Raw genomic sequence first — 20,644 nt, 5'->3', positions numbered from 1 at the left:
CGAAGCGCCGCTCCCACCCGTACGGCGGCACCCTCCCCGTACCGCGTGGCATACGGCGGGACGCGCCGGGCGCTCTGCTGTGCTGGGACGCATGACGCAACCGTTCCTCCCCCTCACCGCCCGCTCCCGCGAGGAGTCGCACCGGGCCGCCACCCCCCTGGAACTCTTCTTCGACCTGTGCTTCGTCGTCGCCGTCGCCCAGGCCGGCGCCGAGCTCGTGCACGCGGTCGCCGAGAACCACACCGGCGAGGGGATCCTCAACTACGCGATGGTCTTCTTCGCCATCTGGTGGGCGTGGATGAACTTCACCTGGTTCGCCTCGGCCTACGACAACGACGACGTCCTCTACCGCGTCGTCACGCTCGTCCAGATCGCCGGCGTGCTCGTCCTCGCCGCCGGCGTCACGCGCGCGTTCCAGGAGCACGACTTCCTCGTCGTCTACCTCGGCTATCTCGTCATGCGGCTCGCGCTCGCCTTCCAGTGGCTGCGCGCCGCCCACCACGCCACGGACCCCGCCGAGCGGACGATGTGCCGGCGGTACGCGGGCGGGGTCGTCGCCGTCCAGATCGGCTGGCTCGCGCTCGTCCTCGCCCCCGAGCCCGCCCGCGGCTGGATCTTCCTCGTCATGGCGCTGGCGGAGATGGCCGTGCCCGTGTACGCGGAGAAGGACGCCCCCAGCACCTGGCACCCGCACCACATCGCCGAGCGGTACGGCCTGTTCACCATCATCGTGCTCGGCGAGACCGTCGCCGCCGCGACCGTCGCCGTGAAGTCCGGAGTCGTCGAGAACGACGCCCTCGGCGAGCTCCTGCCGATCGCCGTCGGCGGCCTGCTCCTCGTCTTCGCCGCCTGGTGGATCTACTTCGTCGTGCCCGCCCACGACCGGCTGGTCTCCAGCCGCCAGGGCTTCCTGTGGGGCTACGGCCACTACGTCATCTTCGCCTCGGCCGCCGCCGTCGGCGCGGGCCTGGAGATCGCCGTCGAACAGGCCGTGGGCGAGGCCCACATCTCCACGCTCGCCGCGTCCGCCGCCGTGACGATCCCGTCGGCGATCTTCCTGCTCTCCGTCTGGCTGCTGCACGCCCGCTACTTCAAGATCGGCATCGCCCAGCAACTGGTGCTGCCCGTGGCGTCACTGGCCATCCTCATGTGTACGTTCGCGGGCCGCTGGGCGGTCTTCGCCGCGGGGCTCGTCGCGGCGGCGACGGTCGCGACCGGGGTGACCCTGACGGCCCGGAACCCGGCGACCCGGACGACGGCCGCCTGAGCCCCGGACCGCCTCCCCCCTGCGCGACGATCCGTCCCATGCCCCCCTTGGCCTTGGTGACATGAGCACAGGCCCTGCCAGAGGCCAAAGCGCGTGGTAGGCAGGAGACATGACACCGCGCGAGGAGACGAGCAGGCCCGGCCGTGAGAAGGACGCGATCACCGACGTGAGCGGGGTGCGCGTGGGCCACGCGCGCGTGGCCGGTCCCGGGGCGCTGAGCGGCACCACGGTCGTCCTGGCCCCGGCGGGCGGGGCCGTCGCGGCCGTGGACGTACGGGGCGGCGGGCCGGGCACGCGGGAGACGGACGCCCTCGACCCGCGGAACGTCGTCCAGCGGATCGACGCGGTCGTCCTGACCGGCGGCAGCGCGTACGGCCTGGACGCGGCCGGCGGGGTCATGGCCTGGCTGGAGGAGCGGCACCGGGGCGTGCGGGTGGGCCCCGACCCGTCCCACGTGGTGCCGGTCGTGCCCGCCGCCTGCGTCTTCGACCTGGGACGCGGCGGCGACTTCTCGGCCAGGCCGGACGCGGCGACGGGCCGGGCAGCGGTAGAGGCGGCCGACGCGAGCGGGGACCACGCGCGCGTGGAGACCGGGGCGGTCGGCGCGGGCACCGGGGCCGTCGTCGGCGGGCTGCGGGGCGGGGTGGGGACGGCGAGCACGGTCCTGGAGTCGGGGATCACGGTCGGCGCGCTGGTCGTGGTGAACGCGGTCGGTTCGGCCGTCGACCCGGCGACGGGCGTCCCGTACGGGAGCTGGTTCGAGGGCGGCAGGCCCCGCCTCCCGGCGGAGGCGGTGCACGAGGCGGCGCTGCGGAGGCTCGCGGAGGCCCGGACGGCGAGCGCCCCTCCCCCGCTGAACACGACGCTCGCCGTCGTCGCCACGGACGCGGTGCTCACGCGCGCGCAGGCGCAGAAGGTCGCGGGCACGGCGCACGACGGCATCGCGCGCGCCGTGCGTCCGGTCCACCTGATGAACGACGGGGACACGGTCTTCACGCTCGCCACCGGGCGGCGGGAGCTGCCGGAGGAGCCCGGCCCGCTCGCCCTGAACGAGATCCTGGCGGCCGGCGCGGACCTGGTGACCCGGGCGATCGTCCGGGCCCTGCGCGCGGCCCCGGGCGGGCTGCGCGGCCCGGGCGGCGACTTCCCGTCGTACGGCGAGCTGTACGGCGAGCTGCCCGGCGAATCTCCCGAATCGGCGCCGTACTCCCGGTAACCACAAGGGAGTTGACGAAGAACCATGCGGGAACTTCCCGTGGACGCCCTTCGTTTTGCTGAACCCAGGACACGATGTCAGACCCAGGGACTACGTTTAGCAAGCACCAAGTGACATGCGGCGACGGCCTGGAGACCCTCTTGAACGATCCGCGGGATCCTCACGATCCGTACGAGACGACCGAGACGCACCTTGAACGACTCCTCGGCAGGGCACTCAACTCCTTCGACCTGCCCGACTCCACCGTCGAGCGCCTCGGCACGGCGCTCGCCCACTCCAGCGCGCTGCACTCCTCGCACCACAGCGCGTCGCTGCACCGGACCACCTACCGCCACACCTATCTGCTCGCCGACGGCAGCGCGCTCAGCCTGTGGGAGCTCACCCACAACACCGGACGGGACGGCACCGACCAGCACGAGCTGTACGCGGAGGAGTCGGAGGCCCGGCTCGCGGCCTCGCGCCTGCCCGCCGGGCCGCTGCCGGGCTGGACCGCGGAGCGCGCCGACGGCAGTGCCCTGGACAGCGACGACGACGATGACATGGCGCTCCTGAGCGCCCTGCTCGCCCGCCCCATACCGGCCCAGCCCCGGATGTACGTACCGGACAACTCCGCCGACCACGCGCGCCGCGTCCTGCGGCGCGCGGAGAACGTGGACCGGCCGGGCGAGCGGACGGCCCGCCGGCTCCGCCTGGCCTTCGCCCACCACATCACGCAGGCCTTCGGGCGGCAGTGCGCGGTGGAGGGGGGCCGGGACGCCGGCTTCACCCTCTACGAGCACCAGTTCCTGCTGCTCGACGGCAGCGAGATCAGCCTCTGGGAGATCGAGCACACGGCGACCCCCGACGGCCGGCACATGTGCGAGGTGTACGAGGACGAGCGCTCGGCCCGCGCGGCGATGGAGACCCGCGCGCGCGTCCGCTGACGCCCGCCCCGCCCCGTCCCCGGCCCCGCGCCCTTCCTCAGACGAGCGCGGGGGCGGGGTCGGAGTCGGCGGAATTCGGGTCGGCGGGCTCGGGGACGTCGACGCCGGCTTCCGCCAGCTTGCCCACGGCGAACGCCCGGTTGGCGTGGGTCTGTTCGCGGTACGCCGCGGGCAGGTCCGGCAGGGCGAGCAGCCGGTCGCAGGCGGCGAGCGAGGCGGCGTGATCGCCCGTCCAGTACGCGGTGATCGAGTACTCGAAGAGCAGCCCCCACCGGTACACCCACGGCTGCATGAACAGCAGGTCGTCCGGCTGCCTCCCGTCCCGGACGGCGGAGACGACGGCGTGGGCGGCCCGGTACCGGCGCAGCTTCCGCAGCCGCGCCGCCAGCTCGTAACAGGCCTCCAGCCGCTCCGGGCGCGACTCCCAGGCTCGCGAGAGGGCGTCCATCGCGGACGGCCAGTCGCCGGCTTCGGCCCGGAGGACGCCGGACTGGAGGAGGGAGTAGTAGACCTCCTCGCCCCAGCCGCCCATGGCCGCCCGCCGCTCGTAGAGGGGGACGGCCTCGTCGGCGCGGCCCATGTCCCGCAGGGTCTGGGCCAGGTAGAAGACCGTACGGGGGTTGGCAGGGTCCCGTTCGAACTCGGCGCCCAGGAGACGGGCGTCCCGCTCGAACTTGTCGTGGCGTGACCCGCCGTCGGCGTAGTCCTGGATGACCAGGGCGTCCAGATTCCGCTGCGCGTGGTCTCGGTCGGCGGTCAGGTACTCGTGGGTGACGCCCTCGTACCGCCACGGCAGACCGCCCCTGACCAGGCGCTTGATGCGGTACTCCAGGGATCCCTCGTGGCGGATCATGTACGCGTCCGCGGTCAGCTCCGGCAGCGGGCCGTCCTGCCGCAGGACGTGGTCGGCGTCGAGGAGCAGCAGGTAGTCGGCCCGGCCGCGGGCGTGCGCGATGTTCAGGCTGCGGTTGTGTCCGAAGTTCACCCACGGCTCCTCCCGCAGCTCGCCCGGGATGCCCGCGAGGGCGGTACGGATCAGCTCCTGGGTCCCGTCGGTGGAACCGGTGTCGGAGATGACCCAGGTGTCCACGAGACCGCGGACGGAGGCGAGGCACCGCTCGATGACCTTGGCCTCGTTCTTGACGATCATGCACAGGCAGATGGACGGCTGCACGGCAACACCACTTCCGGTGGGGGCGGGGGAGCTGTCGGGGGGTGGGCGACCCTACGGGCGCCCGCCGAGGGCGCGGTGTCGGCACGCCGACGGGCGGTTCGAGATTCGCCTTCGCGTACGCATCCATTCGGCTAGCAGCGATACGCCATGGCGTTGGGAAGGTAGGCCCGCCCGCACGGACCGCCCGGCCCGAAGGGGGACACGGGCGCGACGGGCGCCACGGGTGCGACAGGTGCCACCGGGCCCACCGGGCCCTGCTCCGACATCGACACGTACAGCCCGTCCGCCACCGAGGGCTTCCAGGCCGTCCTCACGGACGGTGTCGCCTACGCCGGCCAGGCGGACGTCCCGGGCGGGACGATCGTCTGGCACGACCTCACCGACGCCCTCCTCCCGCCGAACCAGAACGTCCGCGTCAACTACCCGGCCAACGCCTGTGGCATCGCCATCGAGGCCCAGGGCAACGACGCGTTCGTCAAGGTGGTCACCACAGACGGCCGGGTCTTCCAGACCAGGGGCAACATCATGGGCGGCGTCTTCCTCTGGAACCAGCCCTGGGTGCAGCAGACGACCCCGACACCGGGCTCCCTGCGAGCCGTCCCGTTCAAGGGTGACCTGAAGCACGGCGGCGTGGTCAACCGCAGCTGACGGATACACGGACACACGGACACGAGGAAGGGCCCTGGCCCCGGGACGATTCCCGGGGCCAGGGCCCTTCCGCCTGAGGGGCTCAGTGCGTCAGCACCGGCTCCTTCTCCACGATCTCCGCGGCGTCCTCGTCGTCGCCGCCCTCAAGGTGCTGCTTCGGCTTCGCCGGCAGCGCGAACATCACCAGGAAGATCCCGGCGAGGACGACCGCCGCCCAGCCGAGCGAGTTCTGGAAGGCGTCCGTGAACGCCGCGCCCACCTCGGCCGGAGCCTTCGCGAGGTCCCAGTCGTCGACCACGCCGAAGAAGACCACGGACACCAGGCCGAGCCCGAGCGCGTTGCCCATCTGGCCCGTCGTGTTGATCAGGCCCGACGCCGAGCCGGCGTGCTCACGCGGCACCTCGGAGAGGACCGCGTCCGTCAGCGGGGCCACGATCAGGCCCATGCCCAGACCCATGACCACCAGCGGCGGGATCATCTGCCAGGGCTCGATCCCGGTCCCGTACCGGCCCGCCACGAAGAAGTAGAGAAGAACGCCCGCGATCATCGTGAGCGCACCCGCCTGGAGCACCTTGCGGCCGAAGCGCGGCACCAGCTTCTGGACCGAGAGACCGGCGGCCACGGAGACCGCGACCGAGAACGGCACGCCGGTGAGACCCGCCTTCAGGGCGGTCCAGCCGAGGCCGATCTGCATGTACAGCGTCCAGACCAGGAAGAAGATGCCGAGCACGACGCCGAAGGTCAGCTGCACGGCGATACCGGCGGCGAAGCTCTTCACCTTGAACAGCGACAGTTCGACGAGCGGCGAACCGTCCTTCCTCGCCTTGTACTTCTCGTACGCGATGAGCGCGGCGAACACGAACAGGCTGCCGATCATCATCAGATGGCCCCACAGCGGCCAGTCCAGCTCACGGCCGCGCGTCAGCGGGTAGATCAGCATCAGCAGCGCCGCCGCCACCAGGACCATGCCGACGATGTCGAGGCGGAGCGCCTTCGGCGCCTTCGACTCGGTGATGAACTTCCGGCCCAGGATCAGACCGGCGATGCCGACGGGCAGGTTGATCAGGAAGATCGGGCGCCACTCCAGGCCGGCGATGTTCCACTCCGTGAGCAGCGCGCCGAGCAGCGGACCCGAGACGGCGCCGAGGCCGATGATCGCGCCGAACATCCCGAAGACCTTGCCGCGCTCGTGGGCGGGGAAGGTGACGTGGATGATCGAGAGGACCTGCGGCACCATCATCGCCGCCGCCGCGCCCTGGAGGAGGCGGGAGGCGACCAGCATCTCCGAGTTGGCGGCGAAGCCGCAGAGCGCGGAGGCGATCGTGAAGGCGGCGGTGCCGATGAGGAAGAGCCGCTTGCGGCCGTAGATGTCACCGAGCCGGCCGCCGGTGATCAGCCCGGTCGCGAAGGCGAGGGCGTAACCGGCGGTGATCCACTGGATGGCCCCGGAGGAGGCACCGAGGTCGTGCTCGATGCTGGGGATCGCGATGTTGACGATCGTGGCGTCGACCAGATCCATGAAGGCGGCCGTCATCACGATGGCGAGGGCGATCCACCGCCTCTTGTCGCTCGTGTCCGTGGGGGCCGCATCCGTGACGGCTTCGTGTGAACTCATACGAAGAAGATAGAAGTCATCTAGGTCAAATGATGTCCTAGATGGGCCTCATCCTGGGAGGCATGACAGATACCCCGGTTCGACTCCTGAATCTGCTGTCGCTCCTCCAGACCCCACGCGAGTGGCCCGGAAGCGAGCTCGCCGAACGGCTCTCGGTCTCCGCCCGCACCATCCGCCGGGACATCGACCGGCTCCGTGACCTCGGCTATCCGGTCGAGGCGACCCTCGGCGCGGTCGGCGGCTACCGTCTCGTCGCCGGTACGGCCATGCCGCCGCTCCTCCTCGACGACGAGGAGGCCGTCGCGATCGCCGTCGGCCTGCGGGCCGGTGCCGGGCACGCCATCGAGGGCATCGAGGAGGCGTCCGTACGGGCCCTGGCGAAGCTGGAGCAGGTCCTGCCCGCGCGGCTCCGCCACCGGGTCTCCACCCTCCAGAACGCGACGCTCCCGCTGACCAGGGGCGACGGCGCCACGGTCGCTCCCGCCACCCTGACGACCCTCGCGGGCACGGTCACGGGGCGCGAGAAGCTGCGCTTCGGCTACCGGGCGGGCGACGGCGTCGAGTCGAAGCGGCTGGTCGAGCCGTACCGGCTGGTCTCGACCGGGCGCCGCTGGTACCTCGTCGCGTACGACCTGGACCGCGAGGACTGGCGGACCTTCCGGGTGGACCGGGTGAGCGACCCGCTCGCGACGGGCGCCCGCTTCACCCCGCGTGAGCTGCCGGCCGGCGACGCGGCGCAGCTCCTGGTCCGCTCCATGTCCCGGGCCCAGCCCGAGCTGGAGCTCGACGTCAGCTTCGAGGCCCCGGCCGACTTCGTGACGGCCAGGCTCCCGTCCCACCTGGTCCCGGCGGCGACGGGCCCGACGACCTGCCGTCTCCGCACCCGCTCCGCCGACTCCGTCGAGTGGCTGGCGCTCCGCCTGGCCCTGGTGGACGCCCCCTTCACGATCCACGGCCCGCCGGCCCTCCACGGCTACGTGGACGAGCTGGCGACCCGCCTGGCGACGGCGACACGGGGGTAGGTCCGGGCACGAGCACGGGCACGAGCACGGGCACGCGAAGGGGCACGCGAAGGGGCCCGGGGACGGAAGTCCCCGGGCCCCCTGCGACGCCGGGCCCCTTGCGACCCCGGGCCCTTTGCCCCCGGTCGCCGGCCGCCTCAGGCCACCGCGTCGAAGCCGGTGTCGGCGGCCATCTTCTTCAGTTCCAGCAGGGCGTGCTTCTCGATCTGGCGGATCCGCTCGCGCGTCAGGCCGTGCTGCTTGCCGACCTCCGTCAGCGTCCGCTCGCGGCCGTCCTCGATCCCGTACCGCATACGGATGATCGAGGCCGTGCGGTGGTCGAGCTTGGCGATGAGGTCGTCGAGCTCCTCGCTGCGCAGCAGCGTGAGCACCGACTGCTCGGGCGAGATCGCCGAGGTGTCCTCCAGGAGGTCGCCGAACTGGGTCTCGCCCTCGTCGTCCACCCCCATGTTCAGAGAGACCGGGTCACGCGCCCAGTCGAGGACGTCGACGACCCGCTCCGGCTTGGTGTCCAGCTCCGCCGCGATCTCGGCCGGCTCCGGCTCCCGGCCGTGCTCCCGGTTGAACTCGCGCTGCACCCGGCGGATCCGGCCGAGCTCCTCCACCAGGTGGACGGGGAGCCGGATCGTCCGGGACTGGTCGGCGATCGACCGGGTGATGGCCTGACGGATCCACCACGTCGCGTACGTGGAGAACTTGAAGCCCTTCGCGTAGTCGAACTTCTCGACCGCGCGCACCAGGCCCGCGTTCCCCTCCTGGATCAGGTCGAGCAGCGGCAGCCCGCTGCGGGGATAGCGCCGCGCGACGGCGACCACGAGCCGCAGGTTGGACTTGATGAAGAGGTCCTTGGCGCGCTCGCCCTCGGCGACCAGCGCTTCGAGCTCCTCACGGGCCGCGCCGCCCGCCTCGCTCTCTATCTCTCCGTCCAGGATCTGCTGGGCGTACACGCCCGCCTCGATCGTCTGGGAGAGCTCAACCTCCTTGGCGGCGTCGAGCAGGGGTGTGCGCGCGATCTCGTCGAGGTACATGCCGACCAGGTCGCGGTCGGCGATGTCCCCGCCCACGGCGCGAACGCTGCTGGCCCGGCTCGCCCCGCTCTTGGCGGAGGTCTGACGACGGGCGACGGCACGGGTTGCCATGCGTGCTCCCTTGTTGAGTAGGTCGCGACACCCTTTCGAGTGCCCTGCATCCGACGGAAACAACGACTGGAATCAGGACAGAATTCCCACCCGGCACATGGATTTTCGCGATCATGCAGTATCCTGCGCGGCCGCCGCCCCTTCGGGCATGCCGCGGAAACCCACGGAGGCGCAGGTCAGACCGGGCACGGGGGGTGAGGCGGCGCCGCTCGCGGGGCCTCCGACCACACTGTCGGTGAGACCGCGATCACATGCGGCGCCATCTCTTCAGACGTCACCGGGGGCGTGGAGGTTGCCCGCGCCCGCTCAGCCGTCCTCGGCCCCGGGGCCTAGGTCCCCAGCCCGTTACGCCCCGCCTCGCCCCGACCTAGCGTCGTCCCCATGAGCGAAGAGAGCGGAAAAAGCGGAAAGCGCCACGACACGACCGGAATCCTCGACGAGGCACTCGAACGCCTCCACACCAGCGGCCCCGAGCGCAACGGCTGGCTCAGCAACCACGCCCCGATGGCCGTCGAGGCACTCGTCCGCAACGGCCGGTCCGGGACGGTGCACCGCTGGCTCGACCACTACGCGCACAAGCTGGAGGAGCTCCCGCCCGCGAACCGCCCCGTCACGGCGGACGACTGGCGCGGGGCCCTCGGCGACCCGGCCCGGATCACCGACTGGACGCGCTTCTTCGCGCGGGAGCTGGCGGACCGGCCCTGGCGTCCGGTGCTCGCCGAGTGGTGGCCCCGGCTGCTCCCCGGGATCGCGGCCGGGGCGACGCACCCGGCGATCCGCACCGGCCACGCCGTACGGACGCTCCTGACGACCGGCGAGACGGCGCCGCGCCGCGCCGAGCTGGCGCACGCCCTCGGCTACTGGGCGGCCCGCCACCAGCCGCTGCCGCCGCTCGCCGCGCTGGCCGTGGCGCCGAGCGCGGCGGCCGCCCTGGACGCCGTACCGCCGGTCCCGGAGCAGGACGGCGGGATACGGACCCGGCTCGACCAGCTGACGGCGTTCCCCGCCTGGGGCACTGCTCCGGACCCCGACACGGCCAAGGCCCGGCTCACCGAGCTGGTGACGGCGGCCACCCATCGGTACGCGACGCACGGCCACGGCGAGCCGATCATGCTCGTGCACGCGGCGACGGCACCGAACGCGGTCCTCCGCGCGCTGCCCGCGCTCCCCCGTGACCTGTGGGTACCGAGCCTGGGTGCGGCCTGGGCGGCCGCGGCCGCGGTGACGGCGGCCTACACCCCGAGAGACCCGCTCCCGTACGAGAAGACCGATCTGACCTCCGAGGAGGTCTTCGAGCGGGCGGCGGCCCACGGCGACGACCACACGATCAAGTTCACCGACACGGCGCTCGACGTCGGCGACCCGCTCGCGCTGGCCGCCGCCGTCCGCTCGATCGAGCTGAACCCGCCGGTCTACTAGGGCCTGTCCGGCGCGCTCAGCCGAACTGGACGGACCGCTTGGCGAGCCCCATCCAGAAGCCGTCGATGACGGACCGCTCGGCGTCGAGGTCGCCGGCCGCGTCCGCCGCGCCCATGGTGACGAAGAGGGGGGCGAAGTGTTCCGTACGGGGGTGCGCGAGGCGTCCGGCCGGGGATTTGTGCTCGAAGTCGAGGAGGGCGTCGACGTCCCGGGCCGCCAGGGCGCGGTGTCCCCAGTCGTCGAACTCGGCGGACCAGCCCGGCACGCCGCCGCCGGTGTGGCGGAGGGCGGCGAGGTTGTGGGTGAAGAAGCCGCTGCCGACGATCAGGACGCCCTCGTCGCGCAGCGGGGCGAGCCTGCGCCCGATGTCCATGAGCCGGCGCGGGTCGAGGGTGGGCATGGAGATCTGGAGTACGGGGATGTCGGCGCCCGGGAACATCTCGACGAGCGGCACGTAGGCGCCGTGGTCGAGCCCCCGGTCGGGGATGTCCTGCACGGGCGTGCCGGGTCCACGGAGCAGCTTGCGGACGGCCTCGGCGAGCTGCGGGGCGCCGGGAGCCCCGTAGCGGACCCGGTAGTAGTGCTCGGGGAAGCCCCAGAAGTCGTAGACGAGGGGCACGGTCTCGGTGGCGCCGAGCGCGAGCGGGGCCTCCTCCCAGTGGGCGGAGACCATGAGGATCGCCTTGGGGCGGGGCAGGTCGGCGGACCAGGCGGCGAGCTCGCCGGGCCAGACGGGGTCGTCGGCGAGCGGCGGGGCGCCGTGGGACAGGTAGAGGGCGGGCATCCGTTCCAGCGTGGCGTCCATGGCGACGACCTCCGACATCCTCGTGGTACCTCAAACTTGCTTGAAACTTCAAGCTAGATGTCTGCAGAGTAAACGTATGTAGTTCAACTTTCAAGAACGAGTCGTACGATGGGACCCATGGGAGACATGACCGAACCGCGCTGGCTCGACGACGAGGAACAGCGCACCTGGCGCGCGTACCTGCACGCCACCACGCTCCTGGAGGATCACCTCGACCGCCAGTTGCAGCGGGACGCCGGGATGCCGCACATCTACTACGGGCTGCTCGTCCAGCTCTCCCAGGCGCCCCGCCGACGGCTGCGGATGACCGAACTCGCCAAGAGCGCCAAGATCACCCGCTCCCGTCTCTCCCACGCGATCGCCCGGCTGGAGAAGAACGGCTGGGTGACGCGCGAGAACTGCCCCTCCGACAAGCGCGGCCAGTTCGCGCGGCTCACGGACGAGGGGATGGACGTCCTGCGCCGCACCGCGCCCGGCCATGTGGCGGCCGTACGCCAGGCCCTCTTCGACCGGCTCGCCCCGGAGCAGGTGGAACAGCTCGGCGCGATCATGCGGGTGATGGCCGAGGGCCTCGAACCGGCGGACCCGGACGCGGACCTGCCCTGGCTCCGCTGAGTACGCGGGGCCAGGGCAGGTCCGGAATCCACCGAGGGATCAGTGGACGATGACGGGCACCTTGATCTCGTCGTCCGCGCCCGCTCCGGACCCGGCGACGACCCCCATCTCCGGCTTCCCGGTGTTGATCAGCACGAAGGCGATCGTGGCCGAGACGACCAGGATGCCGACGGCCCACCAGATGGCCGCGGCGTAACCCTCGACCATGCCCTGGAGCTGGACCAGCTTCTGCGCGGCCGGGGTGGTCGCGCCGGCCGCGTGGTCGGCCAGGTAGGCGGTGGTCGCCGAGGCGGCGATCGTGTTCAGCAGGGCCGTACCGATGGCACCGCCGACCTGCTGCGAGGTGTTGACCATCGCGGAGGCCACACCGGCGTCCCGCGGGTCCACGCCGAACGTCGCGAGCGACATGGCCGGCATGAACGCCGTACCCATGCCCAGACCGAGCAGCAGCTGCGCGGGCAGGATCAGACCGGCGTACGAGGTGCCGACCTCCAGCTGGGTCAGGAGCAGCATGCCGGCGGCGGCCGTCAGGAAGCCGGGGGCCATGAGCAGCCGCGGCGGGACCCGGGTCATCAGCCGCGTACCGATCTGCGTCGAACCGACGATCATGCCCACGATCATGGGCAGGAACGCGAAGCCCGTCATGACGGGCGAGTAGCCCTTCACGATCTGGAGGTAGTACGTCAGGAAGAGGAAGAGGCCGAACATCGCGATGACGGCGAGACCCAGCGACAGGTAGACGCCGCCGCGGTTGCGGTCGGTGAGGACGCGCAGCGGCAGGAGCGGCGACTTCACCCGCGACTCGGTGAACACGAACACCGCGAGCAGGACGGCGGAGCCGACGAAGAGGCCGATCGTGCCGGCGTCGCTCCAGCCCTCGGACTCGGCGCGCGTGAAGCCGTAGACGAGCGCGACCAGACCCAGGGTGGAGAGGATCACGCCGGGGATGTCGAGCGAGGAGCGGTTGCGGCCGCCCGCGGGCTCACGGATCACGAAGTACGCGCCGACGGCGGCGACGATCGCGAACGGGATGTTGACGAAGAACGTCCAGCGCCAGTTCAGGTACTCGGTGAGGAAACCGCCGAGGATCAGGCCCACGGCGCCGCCGCCACCGGCGATCGCGCCGTAGATGCCGAAGGCCTTCGCGCGCTCCTTGGCGTCGGTGAAAGTCACGGCGAGCAGCGAGAGCGCGGCGGGCGCGAGGAGCGCGCCGAAGGCGCCCTGGAGCGCGCGGGCACCGAGCATCATGGCCTCGCCGTTCGCGGCGCCGCCGAGGGCGGAGGCGGCGGCGAAGCCGATCAGTCCGACGACGAAGGTCCGCTTGCGGCCCCACAGGTCGGCGATGCGGCCGCCGAAGAGGAGGAGACCGCCGAAGGCGAGGGCGTAGGCGGTGATGACCCATTGCCGGTTGCCGTCCGAGATCCCGAGGTCCTGCTGGGCGGAGGGCAGCGCGATGTTCACGATCGTCGCGTCGAGCACGACCATCAGCTGGGCGAGGGCGATGAAGACGAGTGCTTTCCAGCGGCCGGGGTCGGCCTCGGCCTGGCTCGCGGGGCTCTCGGGGATTTTGGACATGGGGGTAGCCACCTCTTGGCGCGTACAGGTGAAAAAAGGACGTAAAGACGTAAGACGTAAGGGGGGAGCGCTAGGGAGTCGTCACGACCGCCGGCAGGAGTCGCGTCTCAGGTCCTCCAGGGTCGCGGCCGTCCCCGGCAGCTCGGAGCGCGCGGGCGCCTCCAGGCCGTCGAGGAACAACTGCAGGTGCCGGTGGACGAACTGGTCGAAGTTCGCGCAGGGCGTGCCCGGCAGCGGGCGGGTCAGCTGCGAGACCGCCACCATCAGGTCCCCGACGCCGACGTCGGAGCGGAGCCGGCCGGCGCGCTGCGCCCTCTCGACGAGGCCCTGGACGGCCTCCTCCAGGCGCTCGCGCTCGACGGTCAGATCGGGGTGGTCGTTGTCGAAGGCCCCGTCGAGCATCGGGCACAGGGCGCCGATGCGTTCGTCGGCGGCGGCGTGGGTGAAGCGGCGAAGGGCGGCGAAGGTGTCGGCCTCCTCCTCGGCGGCGCTCTCGGCGAGCTCGGTGACGCGGGCCATGAGGGAGAGGACGACCTCGCGGACGAGGTCGGTGCGCTCGGGGAAGTTGCGGTAGAGCGTGGCGTTCCCGACGCCGGCGCGGCGCGCCACCTCGTCGTACGGCACCTGGGGGCCGAACTCGACGAACATCTCGCGGGCCGCCGTCACGATCCGCTCGCGGTTGCGCAGGGCGTCTGCGCGCGGGCGGGGTACGCGGCGGACGGGCGCGGTGTCCGGGGCGCCGGCCACGGGGGTACTGGTCACGCCACAACCTCCTCGGCAACTGTCATCGGTCATCCGCAATCGACATCCGGGGACGGACTCCCCACTTCGCGGAACACAGGGTTAAACGGGGACACGGTCCCCGGTTATTTCCCCTTCGCGATGTGACGTGAGTCACAGCCGACACGCCGTGCGGAATACCCACACGATCGGTCCACCCGGCGCGCGCCTCCGACCCACTCGCCACAGGCTGATCGCACGACACGGATCTCCGTCCGTCTCCCCGGACGTCTCCCCGCGCAGGAGATCCGTGCCGCAGACCTGCCCCCACCGGAGAGGCGCCCGTATGCAGCACCCCCGCCGACGGATACGCAGGCCCGTCGCCCTGGCAGCGACCACGGCCCTCTCCCTCGCGCTGCTCGCCTCCGCGAGCACGACGCTCCCCGACCCCGCCCCCGCCTCGGCCGGCCCCGTGGCCGCCGCGCCGAGCGGCGCGCAGCTCGGGCCGTGCCGGATCGCCACCACGCTGGGCGTGCAGATGTCGGAGGGGCTGCCGACCGCCCCCGGATACGTGCGCTCCACGGGCCGCATCAAGGCCCTCACGCTGATGGTCGACTTCACGGACGCCGTCGGGGAGGGCACCGCGATGAGCCGTTTCCGCGAGTTCTTCCCGCAGACCTCCGACTGGTTCCACACCAGCTCGTACGGGCGCCTGAAGTACCAGGCCGAGGTCCCGATGACCGACTGGCTGCGGATGCCCCGGCCGTTCTCTTCGTACGGGATCGAGCGCGGCTCACCGTACGAGCCGGGCTACCGCTCCCTCGTCGAGGACATCGTGAAGGCCGCCGACGCGAAGGTGGACTTCAGCGCGTACGACCTGGTCAACGTCCTCGTCACGCCGAACGCCGGGCCCTCCGCCCTCGACACCGTCCTGTCCGTGACCTTCTCCGGCAACGACGACGCCCCGTACGCCGACGGCGTGCCGCTCGCGAACACGTCCTTCGTCTACAGCCGTCAGGACGACGGCTCCGGCAGCTTCGCGGAGACCGGCTACCGGGTGCTGCCCCACGAGAACGGCCACGTCTTCGGCCTGCCCGACCTCTACACCGCGGACGGCGGCGGCACCGTCGGGCACTGGGACATCATGTCGGAGGACTGGGGGGCCAACAACGACCTGCTCGGCTGGCACAAGTGGAAGCTGGGCTGGCTCGACAACGACCAGATCAGCTGCGCGTCCGGCCCCGGCTCCACCGACTACACCCTCACCCCGCTGGCCGTCCCCGGCGGCCCCAAGCTCGCCTTCGTCCCGCTCTCCGGCACCTCGGGGTACGCGGTCGAGGTGCGCAGCAAGGACGGCAACGACGAGGCGGTCTGCGAGCAGGGCGTCCTCGTCTACCGGGTCGAGTCCGACGTGGACACCGGCCACGGACCGGTGACCGTCTCCGACAGCGACCGCTCCAGCGGCGGCTGCACGCGGCGCCCGAACGTCCACGCGGAGCTGTCGGACGCCCCGTACCGCCCGGGCGAGACGTTCACGGACCGGGCAGGCGGCATCCGGATCAGCGTCCTCGGCGAGGACCCGGGCGGCGCGTACCGCATCCGCGTCACTCGTCGCTGAAAGCGTCCTTCAGCTCCCGCTTGAGCAGCTTCCCGGTCGGATTCCGCGGCAGCTCCTCCTCGCGTACGAGGACCCGGGCGGGCACCTTGAAGGCGGCGAGGCGCGCGCCGACGTGCGCCCGCAGCCGCTCGGCGGCGGTGTCGGCGGCCGCCCCGTCCCGCAGTCGCACGACGGCCACGACCTCCTCGCCGAGCACGGGATGCGGAACGCCGAGAACGGCGGCGTCGAGGACGTCCGGGTGCTCGTGGAGCACGCCCTCGACCTCGACGCAGTACACGTTCTCGCCGCCGCGGATCACCATGTCCGTGAGCCGGTCGACGACGCTGACGCGCCCGTCGTCGTCGACGCGGGCGAGGTCACCGGTCTTGAACCACCCACCGTCGGCGAACGCGGCCCGGCTCGCGGCCTCGTTCCCCCAGTACCCACGGACAAGCGACTGCCCCCGCAGCCACAGCTCCCCCACACCGTCCTCGTCGGGCCGGTCGATTCGCACCTCGGTGGCGGGCGAGGGACGGCCGACGCTCCCGGGATGGGCGCGGTACTCGGCCCCGACGTTCGACAGGACGCCGCCGCAGGTCTCGGTCAGCCCGTAGCCGTTGCGGGGCTCGACGCGCTCGCCGTACGCGGCGGTGATCCCGGCGACGATCCCGGGCGGGGCGGCGGCGCCGCCGGTACTCAGCAGCACGAGGCTCTCCAGCCCGTCCTTCTCGGTCCGGGCGGCCTCAAGGAGCTGGAGGGCGGTGGTGGGCACCCCGGCGTAGTGGGTGACGCCATGCTCCCGGATCAGCTCAAGCGCAAGCCCAGCGTCCCACTTCCGCATCATCACCAGCGTCCCGCCGGCGGCCATGACGGCATAGAACGACGTGAACGCGGCGACGTGGAAGAAGGGAAACGTCGTCAGCGAGACGGGCGCGGGCCCGGTCCCGGGCACCTCTCCCCGGGCGAGGGCGGCAGCGGCGGCGAAGTACCGGGGATTCATGGCGGCCCCGGCCTGCGCGAGGTGCGTGGCGACGGCGCCCTTGGGCCGGCCGGTGGTGCCGGAGGTGTAGATGACGGTGGCGTCGTGCTCGGGCAGGACGTCGACGGCCGGCGGCCCGAGGGAGGGGTCGAGGTCGGCGACGTACGCGACGAACCCCTCCTCCGCCTCCCCCTGGAAAACGATCCCGGGCACGCGGTTCTCCCGCGCCCAGGCCCGCACACGCTCGACCCGCTCACCGTCGACGAGCAACACCGCGGGCGCACAGTCGTCCAGCGCGTACGTGAACTCGTCCTCGGTCCACCAGGCGTTGAGGGGTACGGCGACGAGCCCGGCGAGCTGGGCGGCCCAGAAGGCGACCTGCCACTCGGGAAGGTTCCGCATGGCGACGACGGCCCGGTCCCCGGGACGCAGCCCGTACTCCCCGACGAACCGCCGGGCGAGCCCGCAGGCGGCGTCGAAGAACTCCCGATAGGTCGTCCGCCCGGCCTCGGACACGAGGAACACCCGGTCCCCGTAGGCCCAGACGGTCTCCACGAACTCCCGCAGAGTCCGCGGTCCCGAGACGTACACGCCGTCCTCGACGGCGAAGGGCGCCCCGTCGACGGTCAGCCGCTCCACCCCACCCGACACCACCACGAGACCTCCTGAGCGCTCGCTTACCCCAGCGCGGCGACGCTATGCGCCCCCGGTTCGGGGGTCAACCCACGGCCGCACCCTGAAGATCCTGGACGACCCGCCGCACCGCCGGGGACACAGGGGCGGCGCCGTCGAACAACACCGTCAGCCGCTCCTTGAACAGCCGACGCCGATCAGCGCCCAGGACGGCACCCAACTGCCCGCCGGCATAAGCGATCCCGGCCAACAAGGCGACCCCACCGGGGGCGCGGGGGGCGGCCGGCTCCTCGACCACGGCGACCACGGCGGCCCGCATCTCCGCGGCGGCGGCGAGACCCGCCGGGGTGAGCGCGGCCCGGTTCAGCGGGAAGACACCGAAGACCCGGCCGGTACTCCGCTCGACCAGCCCGTCCTTCTCCAGCCCCCGCAGCACGTCATGGACGGACGCCCGCCCGTCCTTGCGGACCCAGTACAGCCACGTCCTGCCGGGCTCGGTCCCGATCCGCTGCCAGACCTCCCGCAGCACGGCGTCCCGCGGAGCCTCACCGGCGACTCGGACGGTGCCCGCCTCGTCCACCAGAGCACCGCCGTCGAGCAGCTCGACAAGCAGCGCACCCCGCACGACCGGCGCCAACGACTGCCGCACGGGAAGCCTGCCACTCCCCTCACCGAAAGCGATCAGGACCATGTCACCGGCCAGAGTCATCCCCGACGTCCCCCTCATCAGCCCACCCCACCGGCACGACCACCGGCCCCAGCCAGTCTGCCCTCCCGGCCTCCGGAAACGTGGACCCCCTGGCGGATGGTCATCCGCTACCCTGTTCCCGGGTTCGGCTTTCCGCCGAGTCCTCGCCTCGCCTTCGTAGCTCAGGGGATAGAGCACCGCTCTCCTAAAGCGGGTGTCGCAGGTTCGAATCCTGCCGGGGGCACAGTGAAGTAGCAGGCCGGAGGCCCTGTCGTCCTGATGGACGGCAGGGCCTCCGGTCGTTGCTTCGTCGCATTGTTCGCGCCCCGGGGGGACGAGAGCTCATGAGCACGCTGCCGTACGTCGACGAGCACGCCGTCATCGTCGAGGCCGGGGCCGCTGAGGCGTGGCGACGGGTGCGGGGTGGCGTGGAGCGTTCGCTGTCGCAGCGGGGGCTCGGGGCGTATGCGCGGCTCGTGGGGGCCGAGCCCCGGCGCGCGGGCGGGGCGCGGCCGGTGGTCGAGGGGGCCACGTTCCCCGGGTTCCGGGTGGTTCGGGTCGTGCCGGGGCGGGAGCTGGCCCTTGAGGGGCGGCACCGGTTCTCCACGTACTCGCTGGTCTTCCGGATCGAGGAGCTCACGGACGGCCGGTCGCGGCTGCGGGCCGAGAGCCGGGCCGCCTTTCCCGGGGTCGCCGGGCGGCTCTACCGGCTCCTCGTCATCGGCAGCGGCGGGCACGCCTTCGGGATGCGGCGGATGCTCGCCTCCCTCGGTCGTCTCTAGGGCCTGTCCGGCGGATCAGGGTCGCGACCCCGGCCATGATCCGCCGGACAGGCCCTAGCGGAGTTCCTCCGGGCAGGGCGTGCCCCGGGACAGTTCGTACGGGGCACCCAGGCGGTAGACGCCCGCCTTCGGGGCGACCAGTTCGGTCCACTCGTCGCCCTCCGCGTCCGCCTCCGCCTTGAACAGACAGCCCTCCTCGTTGGCGAAGACCTTCGGGAGCTCCGTCTCCGACTCCTCGCGGGCCAGCTTCGAGGCCTCGGTCTCCTCCGGCGCCTCGACCTTGGCGCCGTTCTCGTCGATGAGCGCGAGCCACGGCGAGTACGGGACGCGGATCTGGACCCGGCCGGGGCTGCCCACCCGGATCACGACCTCGTTCTCCTCCGCGCTCAGCACATGCGCGGGCGGGGACGCGAGCGGCGTCGGGTTCTCGACCGCGTACAGCCGCCAGTTCTCGTCCGACCAGACCTGCTTCAGGTACGGCAGGCCCTCGCCGACCAGTTCCGCCTCCTGCTCCGCGCCCGAGTCGGGGGCGCCGGTGGGCAGGACCACGTAGTGGACGGCCCAGCGGTGGAGCCAGTCCTCGTAGTTCACGGCGTTCAGGGTGTCGTCGTAGAAGAGCGGGTTGCGCTCCATGTCGGCCTGGCGGTTCCAGCCCCTCGCCAGGTTGATGTACGGGCTGAGCGCGGAGGACTCGCGGTGGCTGGAGGCCGGCACGACCTCGACCCGCGCCTTGCCCGCGTCCCGTACCTGGAGCTGGTTGACCAGCGGGGCGAGCTCGCGCGCCCAGGAGGCGTCCGGCGCGGTGCGGATGACGTCGTCGACGCCCTTGAAGCCGATCCAGAAGTTCAGCCCGGCGAAGGCGAGCACCAGCGCGTACCAGCGGCGCGAGCGCGGCGCCGTGTACGGCAGGGCCGCGAGCAGCACGACGCCCGCGAAGAGCATCGGGAGCCGCGAGATGTTCGAGCCGATCTGCGAGTCGATCAGCCAGGTCAGGAGCGTGCCGACCGTGTAGACGGCCGCGGCGGTGCGGACCGTCCGCCAGTCCCCCGGGACCAGGACGAAGACCAGGATCCCGAAGAGGAGGGGCAGCGCCGTCGAACCGAACGCCATCGGCTGCGTACCGGAGAAGGGGAAGAGCCAGGAGGAGAGCGCGACCACCACGACCGGGGCGAGGCCGAGGGCGTACGCGCCCGGGCGCCGCTTGTTGAGGAAGAGCGCCGCCGCCGCGACCCCGAGGAACAGCCCGGCGACCGGGCTGCACGCGGTCGCAAGACCGGCGAGCGGGGCGGCGACCGCGGCCTTGGCCCAGCGCTTGCGGCGCCAGCGGTGCGGCCAGCAGAAGACGGCGGCGACCGCGCCGAGCGCGAACATCATGCCGAGGCCGAAGGTGACCCGCCCCGACATGGCGTTGCAGAGGAAGGCGAAGACGCCCGCGAGCGAGCAGGCCATCGGATTGCGGACCGCGGGCACCCGCACCAGGATCAGCGCGGTCAGCGCGGCCGACAGCGTCCCGGCGACCATCATCGTGCTGCGCACGCCGAGCAGCGACATCAGGTACGGCGAGACGACGCTGTACGAGACCGGGTGCATCCCGCCGTACCAGGCGAGGTTGTACGCGGAGTCCGGGTGCCGTCCGACGAACTCGGCCCACGCGTCCTGCGCGGCCAGGTCCCCGCCGCTGTTCGCGAAGAAGAAGAACCAGAGGATGTGGGTGACGGCCGCGACCGCGGTGGCCGCCATGACCGTGTAGCGGCGCTTCCGCCGGCGGGGCGGCGCGGGCGGTGACGCGGCCGGGGACACGGAGGCGGATGCGGGTGGTGCCGCCTC

At 72.1% G+C, this 20,644-nt stretch carries 18 protein-coding genes and 1 tRNA gene; 10 read left to right on the top strand and 9 right to left on the bottom strand.

The genetic code is table 11. The annotated features are described in order from the left end of the window. Positions 1 to 91: 91 nt before the first annotated feature. From OG357_RS22695 to OG357_RS22685, 3 genes are all read left to right on the top strand, one after another. Positions 92 to 1,267 (top strand): low temperature requirement protein A, encoded by a 1,176-nt coding sequence (locus tag OG357_RS22695; RefSeq protein WP_329622884.1) that lies wholly within the window; start codon positions 92 to 94, stop codon positions 1,265 to 1,267. Between the two features lie 109 nt (positions 1,268 to 1,376). Continuing rightward, on the top strand, positions 1,377 to 2,483 hold the full coding sequence (locus OG357_RS22690; protein WP_329622883.1) for a P1 family peptidase: 1,107 nt from the start codon (positions 1,377 to 1,379) through the stop codon (positions 2,481 to 2,483). A gap of 74 nt (positions 2,484 to 2,557) precedes the next feature. Continuing rightward, entirely contained in the window at positions 2,558 to 3,406 is an 849-nt protein-coding gene (locus tag OG357_RS22685; protein WP_443066714.1) for a DUF6227 family protein, read from the top strand. A 37-nt stretch (positions 3,407 to 3,443) separates the two neighbouring features. Here OG357_RS22685 and OG357_RS22680 read toward each other — a convergent pair whose 3' ends face one another. Then, the gene (locus OG357_RS22680) at positions 3,444 to 4,580 is read right to left on the bottom strand and encodes a glycosyltransferase (protein WP_329622881.1); all 1,137 of its coding nucleotides are present in this window, start codon (positions 4,578 to 4,580) and stop codon (positions 3,444 to 3,446) included. 480 nt (positions 4,581 to 5,060) lie between these two features. Between OG357_RS22680 and OG357_RS22675 the strand changes: the two genes are divergently transcribed. Beyond that, positions 5,061 to 5,228, top strand: coding sequence for a hypothetical protein (locus tag OG357_RS22675; RefSeq protein ID WP_329622880.1), 168 nt, complete (start codon positions 5,061 to 5,063; stop codon positions 5,226 to 5,228). 82 nt (positions 5,229 to 5,310) lie between these two features. Here OG357_RS22675 and OG357_RS22670 read toward each other — a convergent pair whose 3' ends face one another. Continuing rightward, positions 5,311 to 6,843, bottom strand: a complete 1,533-nt coding sequence (locus tag OG357_RS22670) for an MFS transporter (RefSeq protein ID WP_329622879.1) — start codon at positions 6,841 to 6,843, stop codon at positions 5,311 to 5,313. Between the two features lie 62 nt (positions 6,844 to 6,905). Here OG357_RS22670 and OG357_RS22665 point away from each other — a divergent pair, with 62 nt between their 5' ends. Then, positions 6,906 to 7,865, top strand: a complete 960-nt coding sequence (locus tag OG357_RS22665; RefSeq protein ID WP_317596232.1) for a helix-turn-helix transcriptional regulator — start codon at positions 6,906 to 6,908, stop codon at positions 7,863 to 7,865. Positions 7,866 to 8,002: 137 nt separating this feature from the next. Here OG357_RS22665 and OG357_RS22660 read toward each other — a convergent pair whose 3' ends face one another. After that, entirely contained in the window at positions 8,003 to 9,004 is a 1,002-nt protein-coding gene (locus OG357_RS22660; protein ID WP_329622878.1) for a sigma-70 family RNA polymerase sigma factor, read from the bottom strand. Between the two features lie 381 nt (positions 9,005 to 9,385). On the opposite strand from OG357_RS22660, the gene OG357_RS22655 reads away from it, so the two are divergent. Continuing rightward, a complete protein-coding gene (locus tag OG357_RS22655) occupies positions 9,386 to 10,423 on the top strand; it encodes a questin oxidase family protein (protein WP_329622877.1) in 1,038 nt (345 codons plus the stop codon). Between the two features lie 16 nt (positions 10,424 to 10,439). Here the strand turns inward: OG357_RS22655 and OG357_RS22650 are convergent, their stop codons facing one another. Next, complete coding sequence (locus tag OG357_RS22650) at positions 10,440 to 11,228, bottom strand: dioxygenase family protein (RefSeq protein ID WP_329625665.1); 789 nt, start codon at positions 11,226 to 11,228, stop codon at positions 10,440 to 10,442. A 108-nt stretch (positions 11,229 to 11,336) separates the two neighbouring features. Between OG357_RS22650 and OG357_RS22645 the strand changes: the two genes are divergently transcribed. Continuing rightward, positions 11,337 to 11,843 carry a MarR family winged helix-turn-helix transcriptional regulator gene (locus OG357_RS22645; protein WP_329622876.1) on the top strand — a complete coding sequence of 169 codons (507 nt, stop codon included), beginning with the start codon at positions 11,337 to 11,339 and terminating at the stop codon, positions 11,841 to 11,843. A 39-nt stretch (positions 11,844 to 11,882) separates the two neighbouring features. Here OG357_RS22645 and OG357_RS22640 read toward each other — a convergent pair whose 3' ends face one another. Then, complete coding sequence (locus tag OG357_RS22640; RefSeq protein ID WP_329622875.1) at positions 11,883 to 13,418, bottom strand: MFS transporter; 1,536 nt, start codon at positions 13,416 to 13,418, stop codon at positions 11,883 to 11,885. 81 nt (positions 13,419 to 13,499) lie between these two features. Further along, positions 13,500 to 14,180 carry a TetR/AcrR family transcriptional regulator gene (locus OG357_RS22635; protein ID WP_329622874.1) on the bottom strand — a complete coding sequence of 227 codons (681 nt, stop codon included), beginning with the start codon at positions 14,178 to 14,180 and terminating at the stop codon, positions 13,500 to 13,502. Between the two features lie 304 nt (positions 14,181 to 14,484). Here OG357_RS22635 and OG357_RS22630 point away from each other — a divergent pair, with 304 nt between their 5' ends. Beyond that, positions 14,485 to 15,756 carry a M6 family metalloprotease domain-containing protein gene (locus OG357_RS22630; RefSeq protein ID WP_329622873.1) on the top strand — a complete coding sequence of 424 codons (1,272 nt, stop codon included), beginning with the start codon at positions 14,485 to 14,487 and terminating at the stop codon, positions 15,754 to 15,756. Here the strand turns inward: OG357_RS22630 and OG357_RS22625 are convergent. Next, complete coding sequence (locus OG357_RS22625; RefSeq protein WP_329622872.1) at positions 15,743 to 17,371, bottom strand: class I adenylate-forming enzyme family protein; 1,629 nt, start codon at positions 17,369 to 17,371, stop codon at positions 15,743 to 15,745. The genes OG357_RS22630 and OG357_RS22625 overlap by 14 nt on opposite strands. 61 nt (positions 17,372 to 17,432) lie before the next feature. Beyond that, complete coding sequence (locus OG357_RS22620; protein WP_329625664.1) at positions 17,433 to 18,038, bottom strand: GOLPH3/VPS74 family protein; 606 nt, start codon at positions 18,036 to 18,038, stop codon at positions 17,433 to 17,435. A gap of 168 nt (positions 18,039 to 18,206) precedes the next feature. Between OG357_RS22620 and OG357_RS22615 the strand changes: the two genes are divergently transcribed. Together OG357_RS22615 and OG357_RS22610 are read left to right on the top strand one after the other, a co-directional pair. Beyond that, positions 18,207 to 18,279 (top strand) — tRNA-Arg (locus tag OG357_RS22615). 100 nt (positions 18,280 to 18,379) lie between these two features. Further along, positions 18,380 to 18,817 carry a hypothetical protein gene (locus OG357_RS22610; RefSeq protein WP_329622871.1) on the top strand — a complete coding sequence of 146 codons (438 nt, stop codon included), beginning with the start codon at positions 18,380 to 18,382 and terminating at the stop codon, positions 18,815 to 18,817. A gap of 54 nt (positions 18,818 to 18,871) precedes the next feature. Here OG357_RS22610 and OG357_RS22605 read toward each other — a convergent pair whose 3' ends face one another. Beyond that, positions 18,872 to 20,557 carry an MFS transporter gene (locus OG357_RS22605; RefSeq protein ID WP_329625663.1) on the bottom strand — a complete coding sequence of 562 codons (1,686 nt, stop codon included), beginning with the start codon at positions 20,555 to 20,557 and terminating at the stop codon, positions 18,872 to 18,874. Between the last annotated feature and the right edge of the window lie 87 nt (positions 20,558 to 20,644).

The organism is Streptomyces sp. NBC_01255 (genome assembly GCF_036226445.1).
Lineage (GTDB): Bacteria > Actinomycetota > Actinomycetes > Streptomycetales > Streptomycetaceae > Streptomyces.
Note: the sequence above shows the minus strand (reverse complement) of the source record. Positions and strands in the feature narration are given on the sequence as shown.

Excerpts from the sequence above, each read along its gene's own strand:
- OG357_RS22695 (WP_329622884.1), top strand. The coding sequence starts at position 92 with ATGACGCAACCGTTCCTCCCCCTCACCGCCCGCTCCCGCGAGGAGTCG.
- OG357_RS22690 (WP_329622883.1), top strand. The coding sequence starts at position 1,377 with ATGACACCGCGCGAGGAGACGAGCAGGCCCGGCCGTGAGAAGGACGCG.
- OG357_RS22685 (WP_443066714.1), top strand. The coding sequence starts at position 2,558 with ATGTCAGACCCAGGGACTACGTTTAGCAAGCACCAAGTGACATGCGGC.
- OG357_RS22670 (WP_329622879.1), bottom strand. The coding sequence starts at position 6,843 with ATGAGTTCACACGAAGCCGTCACGGATGCGGCCCCCACGGACACGAGC.
- OG357_RS22665 (WP_317596232.1), top strand. The coding sequence starts at position 6,906 with ATGACAGATACCCCGGTTCGACTCCTGAATCTGCTGTCGCTCCTCCAG.
- OG357_RS22660 (WP_329622878.1), bottom strand. The coding sequence starts at position 9,004 with ATGGCAACCCGTGCCGTCGCCCGTCGTCAGACCTCCGCCAAGAGCGGG.
- OG357_RS22655 (WP_329622877.1), top strand. The coding sequence starts at position 9,386 with ATGAGCGAAGAGAGCGGAAAAAGCGGAAAGCGCCACGACACGACCGGA.
- OG357_RS22650 (WP_329625665.1), bottom strand. The coding sequence starts at position 11,228 with ATGGACGCCACGCTGGAACGGATGCCCGCCCTCTACCTGTCCCACGGC.
- OG357_RS22645 (WP_329622876.1), top strand. The coding sequence starts at position 11,337 with ATGGGACCCATGGGAGACATGACCGAACCGCGCTGGCTCGACGACGAG.
- OG357_RS22640 (WP_329622875.1), bottom strand. The coding sequence starts at position 13,418 with ATGTCCAAAATCCCCGAGAGCCCCGCGAGCCAGGCCGAGGCCGACCCC.
- OG357_RS22630 (WP_329622873.1), top strand. The coding sequence starts at position 14,485 with ATGCAGCACCCCCGCCGACGGATACGCAGGCCCGTCGCCCTGGCAGCG.
- OG357_RS22620 (WP_329625664.1), bottom strand. The coding sequence starts at position 18,038 with ATGGTCCTGATCGCTTTCGGTGAGGGGAGTGGCAGGCTTCCCGTGCGG.
- OG357_RS22610 (WP_329622871.1), top strand. The coding sequence starts at position 18,380 with ATGAGCACGCTGCCGTACGTCGACGAGCACGCCGTCATCGTCGAGGCC.
- OG357_RS22605 (WP_329625663.1), bottom strand. The coding sequence starts at position 20,557 with ATGGCGGCCACCGCGGTCGCGGCCGTCACCCACATCCTCTGGTTCTTC.